Below are 21,485 nucleotides of genomic sequence, written 5' to 3' on the forward strand. Positions count from 1 at the left end.
TTAAGGATGGGCAACGGTGGGTGTCCAGGGCGATTTCTCCGAGAAGATGCCAGCGACCGTATAGGGACGTATTTCTTTGGCCGTCAGTTTCTTCGACCAGGCGACGCGTTTCGACGCATCTCCTCCTGGCCCGGTGCTACCGGATTCGGCATACAGGACCGTTTGTTCATTGGCTTTATTTCCCCAATTGTCCCAACCTACCGGCAAAATGTGGCTCCCCATCTCGGTGCGGATGAAGACCGTTTTCGCATAAGGACGCCAGGGTCGCCCCAGGTAGACTTTTTGAGCGGCTGGATCGGCCGTGAGTTTACAGTCGAAGAAAACAAACCCGTACGGCTGATACGCTGGTGTAGCAGCCGCCGTAATGAACGAATCCGACAGGCTTTTGATCGTGCAGGATTGAAAAACAGAAATAGATTTTCCGAAAATAAAATCAGTGGTCCCTTCGATGTAGCAGTTTTCGTAATACTGTCGACTCCCTTCAGCGGCAGCGTAGAGCGTGTCCTGGTTGCCCAACAGCACACAGTTTTTACACACAAACCGGTCGCCTTCCACATGCAGGGCGACGGCTTGCCCAACCCGCCCGGCGGTGTTTCGAATGGTCAGGTTTTCCAGGATAATGTCGGGCGCATCGACCAGCACCGTGTAGGAGTTATACGTACTGTATTTGTCTTTACCGGTCCAGTCCTTGCCTCCCGGATAGGTTTTCCCTGAGTAGTCATCGCCGGTAATAATCACTCCTTCTTTACTTTCTCCGATGACATGAATGTTGGGTTTCCAGGAAGGAATGACGAGTTTCTCGGCGTAAACACCATTTTTGATATACAGCGTTACCCGCACCTGCATGTGATCGCGGAAGCTATTGACGGCTTCCTGGATGGTTTTGAAGGTGCCACTCCCATCCTGAGCTACCGTAAACGACACCGGGGACGTAGGGGATAGCGTCGTCTGGCTCCACCCCTGGGTGGCATAGATCACTAAGCAGCTAACGAGAAGCAGTTGTTTCATGTGTAATGAAATAGAAAATTCATCAGGTTTTATAACCTTGCGGGCTTGCACAAAATTTTATTTAGTCGACGATAGAATCAGATTCTTTTCCAGTGCACCCTTACTGAACTCGGCTTTGGTTTGGGCTTTAGCCACATCCGTATTCTTCACCTGAATGTCCTGACTGCGTTCGCCATTTATCGAAAACAGCAGACTGGCCTGCGGATCGTATTGTATGGTGTCGAAGGTTAGATTGCTGCTGTTATCGACCAGAATAACGGGCTTCGTGCTTTTGGTGATGAGCCGGACATCGTTGAATCGAATACCACTCGCATCAATTAATTCCACGCCCTTGTCGGCTTCCAGCACCATCTTTTCCATGACGATGTTTTTGACCGCCATTTCGGGAAGTCCCCGAATAAACACGCCTTTCTTGGCACCATTGCAGACAATGTTTTCAAACTTCATGTCCCGAAAAACCGGCGTTCCTTCATTAACGACCGGGCGTTCGTCGCGCTGTCCGTCTGTCGCAAATTTGACGAAGTAATACAGGTCGAAGAAGATGGCTTCCCCAGCGATATCTTTCATGAAAATATCTTTGGCGTAGATATGCTCGACCACCCCACCCCGGCCCCGTACTGACTTGAATCGCAGGCCTTTGTCGGTCCCCATGAAGGTGCAGTTAGACACGAAAATGTAGCGGGCACCACCACTCATCTCGCTACCCACTACGAAACCACCGTGGCCGTTATAGACTGTATTGTTTCGAATAATGCCATTTTCGGTCGGCATGCCCCGTTTACGTCCCTCTTCATCTTTACCCGATTTAATGCAAATCGCGTCGTCGCCAACATCGAGCGTACAGCCTTCAATCAGGAAATTCTTGCAGGATTCAATGTCCATCCCATCGCCGTTATGGGCGTATTCGGGATTCTTGGTCGTCACGTTTCGAATGGTCAGATCCTGACACATTAAGGGGTGCATACACCAGGCGGCCGAATTCTGGAACGTAACGCCTTCCAGCAACACCTTTTTGCAACGGGTCAATACCAGCAGATTAGGCCGTAGCATGTCCTTCATATCGGCAAAGCTCTCAAGCGGTTTTTCCGCCGACAGCAGCATACTCCGATTTTCTGTACTTGCCTTCTTAAACTGATCACTCGGGTACCAGACGTTGCCATCGTCTTTCAGTACTCCGCCCGAAGCAACCTTCTCTTTCCATTGGCTTTCGGTAAGCTGCCCTTTGTTCACAGCCCGCCACACATCCCCATTCCCATCCACAATTCCCTGCCCCGTAATGGCCACATTTTCCAGATTGGTCCCCGAAATAGGCGACTGATTCCGGGCGGCCCGTTTGCCTTCATAGACGCCTTCCACCAGCGCATACTGGCTCTTGTCTGGTGTCAGCAGCAACGTAGCGGCCTTTCGCAGATGTAAATTGACATTGCTTTTGAGTTCAATCGGACCAGTCATCCACAAACCACTAGGTACCAGCACCACGCCCCCGCCTTTCTGGCTGCAAGCAGTAATAGCCGCATTGATGGCCTTCGTATTTAACGTAACACCGTCAGGCTTAGCCCCAAACGCCAGAATGTTTATGGTATCTTTCCGAAATCCAGGTTGGGCAATCTTCGGCAGGTTCGTCCAGCTATAGGTAGGACGAGTTTGGGCTTGCAGGGCGAAATGGGTTAATACCGACAGGACCAGGCCGACTTTAAATGATGTCTTATTCATAACAAGAGAAGTTTTTTTAAACACAGAGCCACAGCTGTGGCTCTGTGTTTAAAATTTTTATTTGGTTTAAATGAAGTACCTGCTGCTCGTACATCTTCCCGAACGTCTATTGATACCCCTGGTTTTGCGTAAACTCCGTTTTGTTGGTGATGGCATCCAGTTGGGTTTGCGGTATCGGACGTAACACCTGAAAATCCTGCAGGTTGACCGCATTGTCGGGTGCGTAGGCCCGAATGCGTTCCAATAGTTTACCGGTACGTTTCAGGTCGAACCAGCGCAGTTGCTCGCCAGCCAGCTCGCGAGCGCGCTCATCCAGAATGTAATCGAGGGTTACCTGAGCAGCCGTAATTTGCATAGCGGCTGTTTTCCCGGATTTTGCAGCCCGCGTGCGCAGTACGTTGATATAATCAGCCGCAGCCTGTAGGTTGCCCAGTTTCATTTGGGCCTCGGCAGCAATCAGGTATACTTCGGCCAGCCGGATCACAAACACATCGCGGGCGCTCTGGGCCTCATTCAGGCTAGCGCGGGTAGGATCCATAAATTTCGACAGGCTGGGATAGCGCAGATTGTCTTTTGCCGTCCCGTTGGCGTTATAAATCTTGCTCCGATCGTAGGTCTGGTATTTACGGGTGGCTTCGAAGGCATCCGGGATTTCCTTTCGGCTGCAATAAACGGCCGTATCCCCCAGGTTCATACCCGCCGGGCGCGTGGTGGCATTGGCAAACCACACCTCCGTAAATGAACCTTCGTAGCGGGCGTCATTATCGCCGTAGAGATCGAGCAGGAAGCGCGTTGGCATGTAGCGATTGAATGGCCGACCGTTCTGAATGTCACGCGTCATGCCGGGCCGATCATCGTATTTCATCAGAAACAGCAAGTGGGCATTGTTACTGCCCCGACTGTGTCCGTAGGGGTTGAAGGTGGTGTTGACCAGGTCATTAAGCGCCAGGTTCACGGAGTAATCCACCACATAAATGGCTTCTTTGGTTTTCAGATTACTCATTTTCCATAGATCGGCATAGTTGGCTTCCAGCTTGTAATTCGTATTGGCCAGAACAGCCTGCGCCATTTCCAGGGCTTCTTTATTCATACCCCGCGTCAGATACATTCGAGCCAGAAAGGCCTGAGCGGCCCCTTTCGTCACCCTTCCGTATTGCGGTTGTGTAACGGGCAGATTGGTCACGGCTATCTTTAAATCCTCGAAAATCTGATTGTAAAACGTTTCTACGGGCGTCCGGTTGGCGGTGGAAATAATACCGTTCGTTTCCTGGGTCGTAAAGTGAACACCACCCCAGGTTTCGGCAATATGCCAGTAATAAAAAGCCCGGAGAAACCGAAGTTCCCCTTCACGAATGGGTCGTAACGTAGCGGACAGACCCGCTTTATCGATCCGGCTAATACCGCCATTACACAAGTTGATAGCCGCATAAAACTCCCGCCATTCACTGGTCAAAGCCGCATTGCTCCCTTGCAGGTTCAGGTATTGAGTTAGGTCGCGGTAGGCTTCTCCCGAACCACTGGTCCAGATATCGGTACCCGTTTCGGCAATGTTGTAGCCTTCTTCTTTTCCATACCACCAGCGTTGATACGAATAGGCCGCATTGACCAGCGTTTCAAAACCTTCGGGTGTGGTGTACACGGTTTCGGCGGTCAGACCACTGGGGTTATATTCTTCCAGCGCGTCTTTACACGCGAACAGGGTAAGCAGCGACAGTGTCAATAACCCCGTTTTTATTAGGAATGCTTTCATAGTGGATTCGATGTTTTTGGGTTAGAGAGTGACGTTCAGGCCAAATACATAGAGTTTGGTCATGGGGAAGTTTTCAGAACCACCCCGCTCCGGGTCATAATTCAGCTTGGTGAACGTGACCAGGTTCTTACCCGTCACATAAAGCCGAACCCCGCGAATGGCCTTTGGCAATACTTTCACCGGTACGTTATAGGCCAGCGTAATATTCCGAATCCGGGCGTAAGTGCCATCTACATATCCCAGGGTAGACAGGTATTTCAGGCCCCCATTTTTGTTGGGTCGTGGATAGGCATTGGTTGGATTTTCGGGCGTCCAGTAATCCAGCCCTGCCGTACTATTGCCAACGCCCTGCTGGTCGAAACGGGCCGAACGGTCGGAGTTGATCATCTGGCCAATACGAGCGTACAGGAACACATTCAGATCAAACCCTTTGAATTTGACAGTGTTATCGAAACCGCCACTCCATTTAGGCCGGGGTGTTCCCAGAATAATCCGGTCATTGACGGCGTCAATTTTACCGTCGCCGTTCTGATCTCTGACTTTGATTTCGCCGGGCAGTTGAGTTGGCGAGAGTTTTGCGGCCTGATCTGCTTCGGACGTTTGCCAGATACCTAATTTTTCATAATCGTAAAAAACACTGATGGGCGACCCGATAAACCAGCCATTACCAATGTCGTTGCTACCCGTCACCAGTTCCGTAATCTCTTCCTTGTTTTTGGTAAAGGTGACGTTACTGGTCCAGCTCAGGTTCGCCGTCCGGATGTTGGTACTTCCCAACGAGACTTCGACACCCCGGTTCCGGGTTTTACCAATGTTTTGCTTTACAGTCGTTACCCCGGTTGTTGGCGGCAAACCACGGTCCAGCAACAGGTCCTGCGTGCGGGTGTCGTAATAATCGACGGATGCATTGATGCGACCATTGAACAACCCAAAATCAAGCCCTATATTTTTCGTATACGACAGTTCCCAGCCCAGGGCCATGTTGCCCACATTCCGGGAAAATGTATATGCAGGAGCGGCTGCTTCGTCGTAGCCAAAGGCGATCCGGTTCAGCGTTGTCTGGGTCGCATACGGCCCCGATGGGTCATTCCCGGCCACACCATAGCTAGCCCGCAGTTTCAGATCACTGAGCCCTTTGACGCCCTGCATAAACTTCTCTTCGATAACCCGCCACGCCAGGGCCGCCGACGGGAAGAACGTCCATTTATTGCCCGCAGCCAGTTTCGACGAACCGTCTTCGCGAGCTGTCACCGTAAGTAGATACCGATCCCGATAGGCATAATTTAACCGACCCGCAAACGAGACAAGGTTGTTTTGGGAGTAAGCCGAATTGATCTTGATTTCCTCGGTGGCGCTGCCAATGGAGTAAAACAACTGCGATGGCAACAGTTGGTTGACACCCGATGCCGATGCATTGTCGGATGAATTGCTCAAATAACTGGCAATTCCCGTTAAGGTAACGGCATGCTGGCCCAGCGTCCGCTGGTAGGTCACTACGTTCTCCCAGTTAAGGCTACGGCTGCTGCTGGTGTTATAGGTCGCCAGCGATTTACCCGTGAGCGAGCGGTCGATGGATTTCGGCGATGAATAGGCTCCATCCCGAATAGAGGCCAGATTAACACCCAGCGTACTCCGGATCATCAGGCCTTTTAGGGGCGTTAACTCCAGGTAGCCATTCGTTAATACGCGGGTGGTCAACACGGTGTTATTAAACACATTAGGCTGTTCGTCGGAGAGTGGGTTAGCCGTTTGGCCATCCAGCATGATGTAGTTGAAATTGCCATTGGCGTCGTACAGTGATCCAAGCGGGCTGATTTTATTGGCCTGGTTTAGCGGATCTCGCCGAACGCTCTGGTTATAATAGGTCAGTTGGCTTTGCAGACCGATTTTCATCCAGTCGTTGATCGTAAAATCGACATTTAATCGTCCTGTATAGCGTTTCAGTTCATCCAGTTTCAGAATGCCTTTTTCGTTGTAATAATCGACCGACACATACGATTTCAGCCGGTCGGTGCCTGCCCGAATCCCAACCTGATAATCCTGTTGCAGACCATTATGAATCAGCGCATCCTGATAATCGGTCCAAATCCCTTTTTGCAAGGCATCGTATTCAGCTACGTTCGTGAAAATAGCTGCGTCATCGGCCGGACTTTTCCAGACACCACCCGCCCGCCAGGCTTCCCGTTTGAAATCCCGAAACGCGTTAATATCCATTGCCTTTGGATACATCGTTGCCTGAGAAATCCCTGAATAAGCATTAAAGGATATGTCTGGTTTGCCCGAACGACCTTTTTTGGTGGTGATCAAAATAACCCCGTTCGATCCCCGTGAACCGTAGATCGCGGTGGACGAAGCATCTTTCAGTACGTCCATCGTTTCTATATCGTTGGAGTTGATATCCTCCAGATTGCTGTACTGAATGCCGTCCACAATGATCAGCGGGGAGTTGTTACCCCCAATCGAGCGATTGCCGCGAATCGAGATGTTTACCTTGGCACCCGCCTGACCGCTGCTTCGGGTAATGTCGGCACCCGCAATTTTGCCCTGAGCCGCTTCCAGTACGTTGGCCGTCGGAATCTCTTTAAGTTGTTCGCCTTTGAGTTGAACAACAGAGCCGGTCAGGTCTTTCTTACGAACGGCACCGTACCCAATCACGACGACTTCATCCAGTGCGGAGACGTCGGGGGCCATCGAGACGTTGATGGTCGTTTGGCTGCCCACCGTTACGTCCTTACTCTGGTAGCCGACAAACGAAAACGTCAGCACGACCCCATTTCCATCCGGCACCGTTAGCTTGAACTGGCCATTGGCGTCCGTTGTCGAACCGCGGTTGGAGCCCTTCACCACAACGCTAACACCGGGCAGGGCTGCATTTTTTTCGTCGGTGACGGTACCCGAAACCGCGCGCTCAGCCGCTTCGCTACCTGTGCTGATGCTGGTATGCGCGTCGACGTCGGCCTCCAGCACAATTTGTCCACCCACCAGCCGATACGTCAATTTCAGGGGTTTAAGCAGATTGTTCAGGGCTTCGTCCAGTCGTTTATCCGTAACGGCAATCGTTACCGGCTGATTGACATTGATCGACTTCGAGCTGTATACAAATCGAGCCGCTGTCTGCTGTTCAATTTGTGACAGTACCGAACGGAGCCGCTGGTTGTCGACTTTGAGTGTAACGGTTCGGTTCATTAGCTCCTGAGCATGACCATCGAAGGCGAACGAGAAACTCGTACAGGCCATCAGGAGAAAGAGTTGGGCAATCGATAGATTCATAAGCCGCCGGAACAAGTTAGCATGTCGGCCAGGCGAGTAGCCTGTACGCACAGGTACTGTTTTTTTCATACCTTTAATGGTTTTGTTAGATGGATAATCGACAAAATAATCCGGTCTATCGGCGCACGATTCGCAGTCTGTCCGATGATCGTTGGAGCAAGTTGACGCTGGTTCATGTTGGTCGCATGACCAGCGTTTTTCAGAACTTAAGGGCATTGGAACCGGTCATCTCATAGTCAAAAGGAATATAAAATTGATTATAGTTTATTGATACTAAGTAGCTTATCAGATACATCCCTTACCACTAATCAGGATGGTGGTACCCTGAATTTCGTAACTGGACTTTAGAGCGGCACAGATAATATCCAATTGGGTGTAGAGCGGTTGATTGGTCAGATCGGCCGTAAGCGGACAGTTTTTCTGCTGATCGTTCTCAAGGGCAATATCGATCCCGTAGGCTTGTTCGAGCGTTGCCAGAACGTCTGCCAGTGGCGCATCATCAAACTGAAGCGACAGCGACTTCCTGTCCGTGCCTGATGGGAGAATGAGTTTGGGAACGTCCACGAGCCCGGTTACGAAGTGATCTTCGTCACTAAAAAACGTGGTCGCCTGATTGGGACTTAGCACAACCTCCCTGGGCGAGGGCTGCTTTCCCGGCTCCTCTTTATACACAGTCACCCTTCCCGTGACTACCTCAACCCGTATTTGTCTGGTGTCCAGCCTCGTTCGAACAAAGAAGCTTGTCCCCAGCACCTTTGTCACAACCGCGTCGGTGTGGACATAGAACGGTCGTGACGGCATTTTCTGAATCGAAAAAAACGCATCCCCCGTCAGATAAACCGTTCTTTTTTCGGCGGCAAAGTGTTTGGGAAATCGAAGCGAGCTTCGGGTGGCCAACTCAACCGTACTACCATCTTCCAGCCGAACGGCCAGTGGTTTTGCTGAGGTATTTGTCTGTTCAATCCAATCGGCATCAGATCGGTTAGTCAGCGAAGGCGTCGATACTACGTCAGGTATGGATTCTCTTACCAAAAACCATCCACCCAGTAACAGCAGTGACGCAGCGATGCCTATCCAGCGATATCGGGCTGTTTTCAGTGGAATAATCCGCCCCTTACTGGCAGGATCATGGGTATCCATCTGGCGCTGGATTTGAGTCCACAGCCGGGCTTCTACGTCCGGACTATTCAGTTCCTTGTCTATTTCACCCGGTTCGGTTTCCAGCAGGCCATACCAGTGTTCAATAAATGTCTTTTCCTCCGGTGTACATTCGCCCCGCAGATACTTCTGTAAGAGTTCTCCGAATTTATGTCGGCTCATGACCTGTAGCAATGGTTTCTATACCATAAGTCAATGAGATGCGTACACAACCGCAAACAGTTTTATTTATTCTGGAAAAATTACAACGAATTGGGCTTATTAACCTGGATATTCTTGTTAATAGTCAATTAATTGGTTTGCTTATGTTTACCTGTTCACCAGATGGCACGGTGAATTACAGAAAAAGAGATACGATAAATCCTGTCAGCAGGTAATCGCGCAGGTAAATACGCAGGGATTTGATCGCCTGGCTAAGGTGGTATTCGACGGTTCGTTCAGGTACGTTTAACCGGGTTGAGATTTCTCTCACCGATTGGTATTCCATGCGATTCAGGCGAAATATCTGCCGGGTCTTTTCGGGGAGTTCATTCAATTGCTGTTCAACGGCCTGTATCAATTCATTCAGATCTATTTCCTCATCCGTTGTATAAGCCACATCTGTAGCATGGAAATAGGCATGGTCAGCGTACTTTTCCTGAACCAGTTTTGATTTTATATGATTGATCGTGGCATAACGGATGGCCGTAAACAGATAGGCATCCAGCCGGTCAATGCGTAACGTACTACGTCGTTCCCATATCTTCAGGAAAATGTCCTGTACCAGTTCTTCAACCGCATCCCGCGAGTCAATTTTATGCCGGGCAATGCTGTACAACTTTTTCCAGTACCGCTGGTAAATCTCCCGAAAAGCGACTTCATCTCCAGTACGAAGGCGGATCAGTAATATCTCGTCGGATAGCGATTTGAGATGCATGGATAAGGAGCTGACAGATTGGCCTTAATTTGAACTTTTCCCGGAAATAGCCTATTAGCTGAGCAATCAGGTTTTTATAACCTCCCTATCAATTTCTATAGTTTACTTAATTATGCCAAGCAAAAGTTTACTTATTTCTATGCAATCGTTACCGGGAACGTTGCCAACGCTCACAAAACGTTGTGATGCGCTTTGATACTGTGGGATATAGAGCTGAAAGCGTGCTTTTTAACTATCTATATAGAAACGCCTAAATTGCATTATTTATATACTTCACAGCCTACCGGATTGACTCATCATCAATCACCACAAGACGGAGAAGATGGAGTCGTATGTTTACTTAAACTTCTGTATGCTATACTCTTTGGCCTGTAACAACGATGCATTGCCCATAGCAGCACCGATCTCCCCAATACGGGCATTGAGGGTATAAATACTACCATTTACGGCAACGTTCGTGGTAGCCTGATTGTAGCCGATTTCATCCGTTTTCACGATAAATGCGGTTTTCCAATCGTCCGCGCTCCGCACCTGCGCTACCCGGCTGCCACTTCCTGTTACCACATACAAATCCTGGTTAAGCAGGGTCAGACCGTCTCCGGGCAAATTGGGCAAATTGCCCACTTCCGAAATGGCATTGTTGTTCTTTAAGTCAATCTTATACAATTTGCCAGCACCGGTTTGGGCTACAATCAGGTAGCCATTAGGATGATAAACAATACCATTGAGGCCAAACGTAGCACTTGAGAATAAAGGATTTTCAACCAGCACACTAGCCTGACCCGCCGATGTTATTTTATAAATGACGGGCGCAAAGGAATCCGTTACGTAGACCGTCCCGTCTGGTTGTATAGCCAGATCGTTGGCCAGATGGCGGGGACTGTTGTACAAATCGTCGAGGTCTGTCCGGCGTTCCAGTTGAAGCGTGTTAAGGTTAAACACCAATAGTTCGGCCGTTTTGGTAGCCGTTTGTGGTGTACTTTTGATCGAAACCCCCTGATCACTGTTGCACACCAGTATGTGGCCATCCGCTACTCTGACGCCCATACTGCTAATCAATTCGGGCGGAGTTATCAGATCGGCGTAGTTGCCGTTAATATCGACCGTGCCCAGTTTACCCTGCGTAATGGATGAAACAATAAACCGATCCAACTGGGCCGAGTAGGCAATGCCTTCAGGATACTGACGAGGAGCCACAAAATTGATCCGTTCAGGAAACGAAGCATTTGGACTGAGCTTGTGGTCTTCGCAGGCCGTTAATGCTACACCAATAGCCCCCAGAAAAGTAAAGAGCGCGTACTTTGTTTTCATAACAAATTGGCTGAGTGAACACGTGTCGATAAACGTGTCCTCTACTAATCATCCGTAGATTACTTTTGTTCGAGATTTTTTAATGGATTTTTAACTCTGTTGCCAGCACGCAACAAATAGCCCTGATACCTGCCAGGGCTTGGGAGTTTGTTATCGAATCGACGTGTAGGGGCTGTTTGTGAACGTAGTGAAACAGCTGGTGATCAATCAGGAGAGCCGGAAAAGATTCGCTATTCGTAACCTGGGGAGAAAGTTGCCGGACCTGGAATCGAACCAAGGTCACCCGAGTCAGAGTCGGGGGTAATAACCGCTATACTATCCGGCAATTGGGGTATTTAGCGCCTGAAATGCTGCTTCGCACTGAGCTAACGGAGTATCAGGTTGTCGAGTTCCCTGATTCAGGCGCGACCTGTCTCCGTCTATAATCGGTTTCGGATGAGGTTCAAGGTTGGACTGCTTGCTCTATAAACCATCTCCCCGTCAAAATTTAATTCCGCTTCCTCAATAATCTATCTTTATTAACATGAGAACGAGCAGATTACTACGGTATATTTGGCCAGAGTCCGGCATTGTTCTACTAGGGCTCGCGATTGACCAGGTTGTGAACAAATGGAGATTACTAAAAACGTCAGTTCATGAAAAAGTTCTATCTACAATTGACCCAGAACCCGGAGGCTACGGAAAACACCGGCAGCGAGCAGGACAGTAGTTTATTGATTCTTTTCGTGCTATGCCTACTAATAGGCCTGGGCCTTCTGATGAAACAGATTTATCAGCAAATCAAACGGCACTGATACGTAGTGATCCACATTAAATATATGCCGTCTGTGAAATTCAAACTGAGTGTTAAGGTGCCTAAGGTTGATCCCCTGAGTGTTGGTCTGGCTATAGCGATTCTGGCCAGTTCCTATCTGGTTTATAAGCAAAAGCAGAAGGTGCACACAAAAACGGGAATTGTAGATAGCAGGATAAAAGAATAAGAGCAGGATTACCTGACAGAAAATTCTGGAAGTGATATGGCGAACCATTTGCCCGGCTCAAGGATGACACCCAATAGCAGTATCTTTTTCATAACGAGTACGTGTTGAGTTGATACGTTGCTAAACTCAAAGGCAGGCAAAAGGTTGAAAATAGTGTCTTATCGACTGTTCTTTTCTCAGGCTGGTCCTGAAACAGCATTACGTTTTACCACTATAGATTTTCGCTAACCGGCTGGCATTCTCGGCTCCCTTTCCACGCAATACACGATACGCTCAAGTATCGGCAAACTCTAACGTTAAATCAGGCGTTACTTCATCATCCAGATGGTTTACCTGTTGAAAAAAGTAGCTCCCCTCCTGCTGTTCCTCAAACAAGCGTTCACCAGCTTGCAGGCCAATGACCCAATCCGTATGGCCGGTGCAACCGCTTTCTTTGCGTTTTTCGCCTTACCACCTATTGTTATTATCCTTAGCAGTGTACTTAGTCAACTTTTCAATACCCGATATCAGCGCATCAGTGGTCAACTATTTGACGAATTAGCGGATCTGTTTGGCCCCAAAAGCGCGAATCAACTGGAAGATATTTCGCATCGCCTTCAACTCCCCAAGCCTGATTTACCGTTAACTGTACTGAGCTTTTTCCTGCTACTATTGGCCTCCACTACGTTATTTTCAATCATTAAAAACTCGCTGAACCAACTCTGGAATATCAAACCCAAACCGGGCCGTCACTTGCTGCATGCACTGACCGACAAACTAGTGGCCCTGGCGATTATTTTAGGTTCAGGCTTGTTGTTTAGTTCCTCCCTGCTGATGGAGCAACTTATGGCGCAGTTCAGTAACCAGTTTTCTCTCAGTTCACTAGCCTATTATCAGATGCTGGTTTATCTGGGACATTTCTTAGCCTCAGTGCTCATCCGCATGGTCTGGTTTGCCGTATTGTTCAAGTTCCTGCCAGATGTTAAAATCACCTGGCAGGCGATCTGGCCGGGTGCCTTTTTTACAAGTATTCTTTTCAAAGTAGGCGAAGGCGTCTTAAATAACCTACTGATTCATAGTTCCGTAGGAACACTCTATGGCCGATCGGGCGCTATCATTCTGCTCCTGCTATTTGTTTTCTACGCGTCCCTGATTTTCTATTATGGAGCAGCCGTCACCCGACAATACAGTGAGTGGACTCATGTGGCGATTCAACCAAACAGCCGCTCGACAGCCTACACGATCACAGAAATCGACCTGCCAGATACAGCCAGTGATAAACCAAGTTAAGAACCACCTGAAGTCATAAGCATTTTCTGTCTCTAACTAATGCCAGCACAAAAGCAATCCTGACGCGATCAGGATTGCTTTTGTCATTTATGACGAGCTGGTGATAGTTCGGGCAACCATCTGGCCTCAATTCCTTTCGATTGTAAACCGTCTTCTATTGTCCGCAAGTGAACAGACTTTGTCCGCAACTGGACAAAGCCAACGAATGGCACAGATCATAACGTATTGATAACCAATAATACTAGCAATTGGCACGAGCTTTGGACTAAGTGTAGCAACGCAGTAAACAACCAACCATTAAACACTATACGATCATGTTACCACTAATGAGCAAAGTCGCTACCTCCCTTTTGTTGAGTGCCTCTACCCTTTTCAATCCCACCAATCCCAAGGCGCTTTCCTTCGAGGCCAGCGCCTATGTTACCCTCAACAATCAGATCCGGCTGGCCGTCCAGAAAAGCACTGAGGTACCCGTCGTAGTACTGCTACGTAACAAAAACAACGAAGTGCTGTATCGGCAGCACATCAGCAAGAAGGAAGCCAGGTATGCGGTGAAACTGGATGTGAGTGAACTGGCCGATGGGCAGTATGAGCTGGAGATCAAATCGGAGAAAGGCAGCATCCGCAAGCAGCTGACCCTGGCTAATCAGCCCCTTCAGCCTATCACCCGGACGATTGCCATGCAGTAAGTACAGTCAGGCCACATCAGGAAAACAGCCCCGGCACTTGTCGGGGCTGTTTCTGTGGCCTGTATTGATACCCAATTGAATTTAGACGGACTCACTTATGAAAACAGTCGCCACCTGATATAGATGACGACTGTCTATACTCCACCGTACTGCTAGTACATACGGCACCAGCAAGAACTTACTTTACTGTTAATCAGGCACTTTGTTGTCGGCCTTTAAAAACAATTAGGTAACGGACTACCGGATGATACGGCTACCGTTGGCGTCCGGGCTAAACAAGCCATCCCCGGATGAGTTTACAGATCAAACGTCGTACCTATGGAAACCATTTATAACTGGCTGCTACACAACACAGGGAATGAAGCCAACGTCTTTACAATCCTGAACGTCCAGCGCCAAACAGATACGGAGGGCCTGTCAACACTCGAAATAATGGCCCGAACAAAAGACTTTAGACGCGTCAACCTATTGGTGGAACCCATAAAAAAGACACCCTCACCTGACTCAGAAGCGGACGAATCAACGGACCAGGCGACTGACGATACGTATACGTTCGCCGACGAAGATCAAGTGATTGCTTTTCTGTCCGAAGGAGAATCAACCCACGCATCCCAATCAGCAGGTATCCATGTATCCATTACAGAACTACCGGATGATTCGGAAACCCTTGCCTTTCCGCCAAAATAAACAGGAGGCCGACCCACGCTGTTATCTCGAAGGCAAAAAACTTTCGTCACAAGTTATTGAGCCTTTGTCAGCACTTCCTCTACGGTCAAGGCATTCAGCGAGGGGGCAACCAGATCGGCCTGGGTCAATACATCCGGTGAGCCCAATCCGACCACAAACATGCCACCCCGTTTACCGGCTTCCACGCCCGCCACGGCATCTTCAAAAACAACGCATTCAGCCGGACTAACTTCTAGCTCAGCCGCTCCTTTGGTGAACACTTCCGGATCGGGTTTGCCTTTGGTGATTTTTGTGCCGTCGATAACCGCATCGAAAGCGTCGGCCATACCAATACGTTCCAGAATGAGCGGAGCGTTTTTACTGACTGAGCCAAGCGCCGTTTGCAATCCAGCTTTGCGCACCTGTGAGAAGAACGTAGCAACACCCGGCAGAATATCGTCGGATGTCATCCGGCTGACGAGTTCGAGATACCATTGATTTTTCTGGGCAGCCAGTTCATTTTTTTTCTCGTCGGAGAGGGTCAGGCCACCATGCGCCAAAATCAGATCCAGCGATTCCATGCGACTAACGCCCTTGAGTTGCTCATTAAATTCTTCCGAGATGTCAAACCCGAGTTCATTGGCAAGCCGTTTCCAGGCCTGGTAATGGTAAATGGCCGTGTCGACGATAACACCGTCGAGGTCGAAAAGAAAGGCACGAATAGGCATAGTGATTCAAGTTGTAGAGCGGCAAAAGTAGCCGATTCGATTGAACCTTGATAGCAACGTAAAAAAGTAGTCTAAAGAGTACGGTAATTCGACCTCATCTTTTTTCTCTTGAAGGCCACCGTCTTGTTAGACGACATATATGGCACATCCCTTATCCCAGTCCAGAGAAATACGTCCGTCGAATGGCGTCCCTGTTTTTTAAGCGTATCATTTCTTACGGCTGCAATGCCAGCACCAGCGCTGTTTTAGCGGGTAGTTTTACCCGTTTCAAGTCGTTTATCGTTTCATCGGTCAATACGTTGCGGGCAGAACGAAAGCCGTTCATCCGCTCGGCAAAGCGGGCCGTATCGAGCGAAATTTCTTTTTCGTTGGTATTCGTGGCGACCATCACGGTTTTCGTACCGTCATACCGAAAATAGACATAGATGCCGTCCTGCGGCAGAAACTGCATGAGCTTGCCCGTGTGCATCACCGGATTGTCGCGCCGGTACGTGGCTAGCTTACGCACGAACTGATACGCTTCATTTTCGCGGTCGGTACGTCCGGCCGTCTCGAACTTATTTTCCTTATCGCCGGGAAAACCACCCGGAAAATCACGGCGCACTTCGGCATCCGATGGATCTTTAAAATTCTTCATCAGAATCTCGGTCCCGTAGTACATCGACGGAATGCCCCGCGTTGTCAGCAACCAGGTCAGGCCAATTTTGTACTTTTCGAAATCGGCCCCTATCACCGACAAATAACGGTCCGTATCGTGGTTATCCAGGAACGTAACCAGCTTGTTCGGGTCGACGTAAACGGCATCCTGCGCTAATGCCTGATAGAACCGATTGACGCCATCGTCCCAGCTAAATTTCTGTTTCAGGGCATCAAGCATCGACGCGTATAGTACAAAATCCAGCCCACCCGGCTGATTCGACTTGAAAGGAAAATCAATTTTGTTGCGCGTGTAATAGGCCTGATCCACTACGTTGTTCACCCACGATTCGCCAAAAATGTGAATCTTCGGATACTGATTTATCAACGCCTGATTGCAGCGGTTCATAAACGGCTGATCGTTATACATATACGTATCAATTCGCCAGGCATCAACGCCAAACGTTTCGACCGACCAGATGGCGTGCTGGATCAGGAAATTCGCTACGTAGGGATTGCTCTGATTCAGATCGGGCAGGAATGGCACAAACCAGCCATCGACAGTAACCTTGCGGTCGCTGGCTGCGCCGTGTGGATCGGTGATGGGCTGGTATTTGTAAGACGTATTGGTATAGGTTGGCCACTGGTGCAGCCAGTCTTTGCTGGGCATATCTTTTATGAACCAGTGGTTGATACCCACGTGATTATAGACCGCATCCTGCACCACTTTCAGGCCAGCCGCATGGGCTTGTTTCGCGAAGGCTTTGTAGGCTTCGTTGCCCCCAAGCCGACGATCTACCGCGTAGTGATCCGTAAACCCGTAGCCATGATAAGCCGAGCGCATGGCTCCGCCTTCGTTCGTGAGGGGCTGGTCATTTTCGAGAACAGGCGTAAACCAGATAGCCGTAACACCTAAGTCTTTCAGGTAATTGATCCGTTGGCTAGCCCCAAACAGGTCGCCCCCGTGGCGGTAGAATGGGTTGGTCCGATCGGCGTTGGGGTCGGCCATGTCCGCAAATTTGTCATTACGGGGGTCGCCGTTGGCAAACCGGTCGGGCATGGCTAAGTAAATAAAGTCGGCGGACGTAACCCCCTGCCCTTTCGGTGCGCCATCACGCGCTTTTAATTCGAAGGGTTGCCTCAGCGATTGACCGCCACTTTTCCCCACAATGTTGACCGTACCGGGCTTGGCCGTGGCGGCAATCACTACGTCCAGAAACGCATAATTCGGATTTTCGACGGTATGCGCTTTCACCAACGTTACGCCCGGATAGCTAACCGTGTAGGTCATTTTCCCGGCATTGGGGCCGTACAGGAGCAGTTGGAGGTTCGGGTTTTTCATTCCCACCCACCAGTTTGTAGGATTGACGCGCTGGACCTGGGACTGTTGCGGGAAAGCTGGCCGAATGACTGACAACAGGATCATCAGCAGACTAAACGTAAACTTCTTCATATAAGGGTTGACAACAAATAGGTTGATTAGCAATTGAACTAAAAATAATGCAACAAGAACGCAAAATTAACCCACGATTTTCGCAAAAAAAGGCCATAGTTTTGCGTCAGGCTTCCCGAGAACTTCCGTAACCCGAATTCGTTCGTACGTATGTATACCCCGTCTGTTGTCCCGGTGCTGGACAAACTGATCATTTATCAGATCTTCACCCGCTTGTTTGGTAACCAGACCATCACGAATCTACCCAATGGATCTCGTGACGAAAATGGTGTCGGCAAATTCAATGACATTAATGATGCGGCCCTACTGTCGATCAGGCAGTTTGGCGCATCGCACATTTGGTTTACGGGTATCATTGAACACGCTACCCAGACCGATTATTCGGACTATGGCATTCGGCCCGACGATCCGAACGTAGTGAAAGGGAAAGCCGGATCGCCTTACGCCGTGAAAGATTATTACGACGTTGACCCCGATCTGGCCGTTAGCGTGCCCGACCGCATGGCCGAGTTCGAAGCCCTGGTACAGCGCACGCACGCGTATGGACTAAAGGTTATTATTGATTTTGTTCCGAACCACGTTGCCCGCCAGTACCACTCGGATGCTAAACCAGACTACATTGTTGATTTGGGCCAGAATGACGATACATCGGTAGCTTTTTCGCCGAATAACAATTTTTATTATCTGCCGGGACAAACGTTTGTAGCGCCGGAAGCACCCGGCAGTACCTTGTTGGCGGAGTTTGACAAGGCGGGCCCTAACGTAGTATCGGGCAGGCTACATGAGTTCCCCGCCAAAGTGACGGGTAGCGGCTCTATTACAGCTACGCCCGACATTAACGACTGGTACGAAACGATTAAAATCAACTATGGTATCAATATTTTCGATGGGACTCACCACTTCGATCCGATCCCCGCAACCTGGCAGCAGATGCTCGACATTCTGCTGTTCTGGTCCGACAAAGGCGTTGATGGGTTCCGGTGCGACATGGCCCATCTGGTACCCGTTGAGTTCTGGCAGTGGGCTATTCGCCAGGTGAAGCAACGGTATCCGCACCTGATTTTTATTGCCGAGATTTATGATCCGGGTTTATACCGAACCTTCATTTTTGGGGGAGGATTTGATTATCTCTATGATAAAGTAGGCATGTATGACTCGGTTCGGCGGCTGATGGAAGACCACGGGTCGTGCTACGACCTCACGCATGTATGGCAGCAGGAGTCCGGCGATTTCCCGCAGCATATGCTTCGATTTCTGGAAACGCACGACGAGCAACGGATTGCCTCCCGTTTTTTCACGAATGATCCCTGGGCAGCCATTCCGGCCATGACCCTTATTTCGACTATGCACACCGGGCCAATTCTGCTCTATTTCGGCCAGGAAGTTGGGGTGCGGGCGGAGGGCGTCGAAGGCTTCAGCGGTGACGACGGCCGCACCACCATTTTCGATTACTGGGGCTTGCCCGACTGGCAGGGCTATTTGAATCAGGGCCGCTACGATGGGCATGAACTGACCGACGACCAACGTAACCTGCGGGCGTTCTACCAACAGTTGAACTATCTGGTGAGTGGCTCCGACGCTATTCAGAATGGCTACTTTTATGACCTGCAGTACGTTAATGACAACGGACAAAGTGAAGGCTACGACGCGCATAAACTGTATAGCTATTTACGCTTTAGCGATCGCCAGAAACTGCTCATCGTCTGTAACTTTTCCAACCAGATTACCTACGATACGACGATCCGAATTCCTACGCCTGCCTTTGAGGTGATGGGCCTGGATGCCAGCAAAATTCAGCAGTTCAGCGATATTTTCCTGACCAACGATACCATTGATACCGTCGGTTCGGCGGGCGTGCCGCTGTTATTACCGCCCCGGAGCGTCAGGGTGCTGGAAATTAAGTCGTAAATTTGTGGTACTTTTCAGGTATGGCTCCGTCGAACAGCCATACCTGAAAGCACCCACCAATCTATGACGAAACTGTTTACGGGACTTTTCCTGCTATCACTGTCGTTGACTGCTCATGCACAGGCGATCACGGATCTGCGTTCATTGACTGTTGCAGGCGGCCAAACACTGGCCGAAACAACGATTAATGTTGGCAAACAATTTCTGGGGAAACCTTACGTAGCCCATACACTCGATACCAATCCTGCCGAGCGGTTAGTCATCAATCTGCGTGAATTTGATTGTACTACGTATGTAGAAACCGTACTGGCACTTTCGCTGGCGGCCAACGACCTGGCCAACAGGCAGGACAGCACTCTTTTTGATCAGGCGTTTCATAAGTATCTGACCAAATTACGCTACCGGGACGGCCGGATTGATGGCTATGCAAGTCGCCTGCATTATTTTTCAGACTGGCTTCGCGATAATGAACACAAAGGGCTTCTGAGCGATGTAACCCATGAACTACCAGGGAGTTTAACCGTTGCCAAGCCAGTCTCCTACATGACTACGGCTACCTATAAATACCCACACCTGAACAATCCCGCGGTCTTTAAACAGATTGCCCAGACCGAAGCGTCACTTAGCCAGCAGTCGTTTTCGTTTATTCCATCCAAAAATATCCGGCTGGCGGAGGCCCAGCTTCAGGAAGGTGACATTATTATGCTGATGGCTGCCCGGCCAGGGCTGGATATGAAGCACGTTGGGCTGGCCGTACGGCAAGCCAATGGCCGGATTCACCTCCTGCATGCCTCCTCCGATCAGGGCGAGGTGGTTATTACGCCCTATCCGCTCAGTGACTACGTCCTTTGGAACAAGCACATGTCGGGTATTCGCGTGGCCCGGCTGCGGCCTGTTCCGCCCTTGACCACTGCCAGCGTGAACGGGAACTAACCTCTATTCTACTATGAGTTGGGGTGCAATTTTTCCCATCTATTTAGATCCAGTAAAAATAATCTAGCAAAAATTATATAAAGATTTCGGTTAATTATATTTACGGATATAACTTATCCTATGCAGTAGATGGACAATACAGCTACAGCCAACGCGACTAAAACCCGTAATACAACCATACTAATTGTTGAGGATAATGCGGATCAATGGTTCATTATCCGGTGGGCCCTGCAACAACGATTTCCAGAGGTAGAGGCAATTTGGATGTCAGACGCCCATCAGACCATGCTCTATCTTGACGCCTGTACGCAGGATATGAGGGAACTACCCAGACTAATCCTGCTGGATTTGTATTTACCCCAACGCGAAATCGGATGGAGCCTGCTACAGTCCATTAAAACGCATCATCTGTACCGGGAATTACCCGTCATTATTCTGAGCCAGTCTGCCGACATAGAAGATATTAAGGAGTCGTATTTCTACCGCAGTAATTCCTACATTGTTAAGCCTTCCGGCTACGATAAATGGCTGGAATGCTTTACCTACTTCCGTCATTACTGGTGGGATGCCGTTACCTTACCAAAGTTCACGGAATGATCGATTTAAGGACTTACTACTACGTCTCAATCCAGCGCAGAGCTACATTTTAGGACTTCGGTTGAACTCCAGCCAATACGTACATACAGATTGCATCGTTTCGGTGAGCTGGTTCAGATCAGTAGGTTTATGCAGAAACGAATTCGCTCCAGCATCATAACAGGCGGCTTTTTCTTCGATGGACAGGCTATTGCTCATGATTACGGCCGGAATACGTCGCCAGTACAAGTGCTGTTTTAAATAAGTCAGCGTTTGCAAACCACTAAAATCAGGCATGCGTAAATCCAGCAGAATCAGGCCCGGCCGGGCTTGTCTATTCGCCCTTCCAGCCGATCCAGAGGGGCCTGATTCTGTCAGAATATGTTCGTATAATTCAAATCCGCTGGCGAAGAAACGAACGGTATATTGGGGCAGGAATCGGTTAAAAACTTGATTGACTAAAAACCTGTAGTCAGCCTCATCGTCAACAACGTAAAGCATGGATTCGGCTGGCATTGGCA

The 21,485-nt window shown here is 49.4% G+C and carries 19 protein-coding genes and 1 tRNA gene; 9 read left to right on the forward strand and 11 right to left on the reverse strand.

Annotated elements, in window-relative coordinates; translation table 11 throughout:
* From ACYVEA_RS32090 to ACYVEA_RS32105, 4 genes are all read right to left on the reverse strand, one after another.
* Positions 1-1,008, reverse strand: a complete 1,008-nt coding sequence (locus ACYVEA_RS32090; RefSeq protein WP_461117463.1) for a pectinesterase family protein — start codon at positions 1,006-1,008, stop codon at positions 1-3.
* A gap of 57 nt (positions 1,009-1,065) precedes the next feature.
* On the reverse strand, positions 1,066-2,721 hold the full coding sequence (locus tag ACYVEA_RS32095; RefSeq protein WP_461117464.1) for a glycoside hydrolase family 28 protein: 1,656 nt from the start codon (positions 2,719-2,721) through the stop codon (positions 1,066-1,068).
* A 106-nt stretch (positions 2,722-2,827) separates the two neighbouring features.
* Positions 2,828-4,471 carry a RagB/SusD family nutrient uptake outer membrane protein gene (locus tag ACYVEA_RS32100; RefSeq protein ID WP_461117465.1) on the reverse strand — a complete coding sequence of 548 codons (1,644 nt, stop codon included), beginning with the start codon at positions 4,469-4,471 and terminating at the stop codon, positions 2,828-2,830.
* Between the two features lie 21 nt (positions 4,472-4,492).
* The gene (locus tag ACYVEA_RS32105; protein ID WP_461117466.1) at positions 4,493-7,810 is read right to left on the reverse strand and encodes a SusC/RagA family TonB-linked outer membrane protein; all 3,318 of its coding nucleotides are present in this window, start codon (positions 7,808-7,810) and stop codon (positions 4,493-4,495) included.
* Positions 7,811-7,830: 20 nt separating this feature from the next.
* On the opposite strand from ACYVEA_RS32105, the gene ACYVEA_RS32110 reads away from it, so the two are divergent.
* Positions 7,831-7,977, forward strand: coding sequence for a hypothetical protein (locus ACYVEA_RS32110; protein WP_461117467.1), 147 nt, complete (start codon positions 7,831-7,833; stop codon positions 7,975-7,977).
* A gap of 49 nt (positions 7,978-8,026) precedes the next feature.
* On the opposite strand, the gene ACYVEA_RS32115 is transcribed toward ACYVEA_RS32110, so the two are convergent.
* The 4 genes from ACYVEA_RS32115 to ACYVEA_RS32130 all read right to left on the reverse strand — a co-directional run bounded on the left by ACYVEA_RS32115 (position 8,027) and on the right by ACYVEA_RS32130 (position 11,451).
* Positions 8,027-9,061 (reverse strand): FecR family protein, encoded by a 1,035-nt coding sequence (locus ACYVEA_RS32115; RefSeq protein WP_461117468.1) that lies wholly within the window; start codon positions 9,059-9,061, stop codon positions 8,027-8,029.
* 175 nt (positions 9,062-9,236) lie between these two features.
* Positions 9,237-9,815, reverse strand: coding sequence for an RNA polymerase sigma-70 factor (locus ACYVEA_RS32120; protein WP_461117469.1), 579 nt, complete (start codon positions 9,813-9,815; stop codon positions 9,237-9,239).
* 336 nt (positions 9,816-10,151) lie between these two features.
* Complete coding sequence (locus ACYVEA_RS32125) at positions 10,152-11,126, reverse strand: gluconolaconase (protein WP_461117470.1); 975 nt, start codon at positions 11,124-11,126, stop codon at positions 10,152-10,154.
* A 253-nt stretch (positions 11,127-11,379) separates the two neighbouring features.
* Positions 11,380-11,451 (reverse strand) — tRNA-Gln (locus tag ACYVEA_RS32130).
* Positions 11,452-11,761: 310 nt separating this feature from the next.
* On the opposite strand from ACYVEA_RS32130, the gene ACYVEA_RS32135 reads away from it, so the two are divergent.
* The 5 genes from ACYVEA_RS32135 to ACYVEA_RS32155 all read left to right on the forward strand — a co-directional run bounded on the left by ACYVEA_RS32135 (position 11,762) and on the right by ACYVEA_RS32155 (position 14,751).
* Entirely contained in the window at positions 11,762-11,920 is a 159-nt protein-coding gene (locus ACYVEA_RS32135) for an LPXTG cell wall anchor domain-containing protein (protein WP_461117471.1), read from the forward strand.
* A gap of 33 nt (positions 11,921-11,953) precedes the next feature.
* Entirely contained in the window at positions 11,954-12,106 is a 153-nt protein-coding gene (locus ACYVEA_RS32140) for a hypothetical protein (protein ID WP_461117472.1), read from the forward strand.
* Between the two features lie 324 nt (positions 12,107-12,430).
* Positions 12,431-13,375 carry a YihY/virulence factor BrkB family protein gene (locus tag ACYVEA_RS32145; RefSeq protein WP_461117473.1) on the forward strand — a complete coding sequence of 315 codons (945 nt, stop codon included), beginning with the start codon at positions 12,431-12,433 and terminating at the stop codon, positions 13,373-13,375.
* 314 nt (positions 13,376-13,689) lie between these two features.
* Positions 13,690-14,064 (forward strand): DUF3244 domain-containing protein, encoded by a 375-nt coding sequence (locus ACYVEA_RS32150; RefSeq protein WP_461117474.1) that lies wholly within the window; start codon positions 13,690-13,692, stop codon positions 14,062-14,064.
* A gap of 318 nt (positions 14,065-14,382) precedes the next feature.
* Positions 14,383-14,751 (forward strand): hypothetical protein, encoded by a 369-nt coding sequence (locus ACYVEA_RS32155; RefSeq protein ID WP_461117475.1) that lies wholly within the window; start codon positions 14,383-14,385, stop codon positions 14,749-14,751.
* A 53-nt stretch (positions 14,752-14,804) separates the two neighbouring features.
* Here ACYVEA_RS32155 and pgmB read toward each other — a convergent pair whose 3' ends face one another.
* Together pgmB and ACYVEA_RS32165 are read right to left on the reverse strand one after the other, a co-directional pair.
* Complete coding sequence (pgmB, locus tag ACYVEA_RS32160; RefSeq protein ID WP_461117476.1) at positions 14,805-15,458, reverse strand: beta-phosphoglucomutase; 654 nt, start codon at positions 15,456-15,458, stop codon at positions 14,805-14,807.
* 214 nt (positions 15,459-15,672) lie between these two features.
* Positions 15,673-17,547, reverse strand: coding sequence for a glycoside hydrolase family 13 protein (locus ACYVEA_RS32165; protein WP_461117477.1), 1,875 nt, complete (start codon positions 17,545-17,547; stop codon positions 15,673-15,675).
* Positions 17,548-17,697: 150 nt separating this feature from the next.
* On the opposite strand from ACYVEA_RS32165, the gene ACYVEA_RS32170 reads away from it, so the two are divergent.
* The 3 genes from ACYVEA_RS32170 to ACYVEA_RS32180 all read left to right on the forward strand — a co-directional run bounded on the left by ACYVEA_RS32170 (position 17,698) and on the right by ACYVEA_RS32180 (position 20,985).
* Entirely contained in the window at positions 17,698-19,455 is a 1,758-nt protein-coding gene (locus tag ACYVEA_RS32170) for an alpha-amylase family glycosyl hydrolase (protein ID WP_461117478.1), read from the forward strand.
* A 63-nt stretch (positions 19,456-19,518) separates the two neighbouring features.
* A complete protein-coding gene (locus ACYVEA_RS32175) occupies positions 19,519-20,388 on the forward strand; it encodes an N-acetylmuramoyl-L-alanine amidase-like domain-containing protein (RefSeq protein ID WP_461117479.1) in 870 nt (289 codons plus the stop codon).
* A gap of 129 nt (positions 20,389-20,517) precedes the next feature.
* Entirely contained in the window at positions 20,518-20,985 is a 468-nt protein-coding gene (locus tag ACYVEA_RS32180; RefSeq protein ID WP_461117480.1) for a response regulator, read from the forward strand.
* A gap of 42 nt (positions 20,986-21,027) precedes the next feature.
* Here the strand turns inward: ACYVEA_RS32180 and ACYVEA_RS32185 are convergent, their stop codons facing one another.
* The gene (locus ACYVEA_RS32185; RefSeq protein WP_461117481.1) at positions 21,028-21,480 is read right to left on the reverse strand and encodes a response regulator; all 453 of its coding nucleotides are present in this window, start codon (positions 21,478-21,480) and stop codon (positions 21,028-21,030) included.
* Positions 21,481-21,485 lie beyond the last annotated feature (5 nt).

This window comes from Spirosoma jeollabukense (assembly GCF_054777855.1).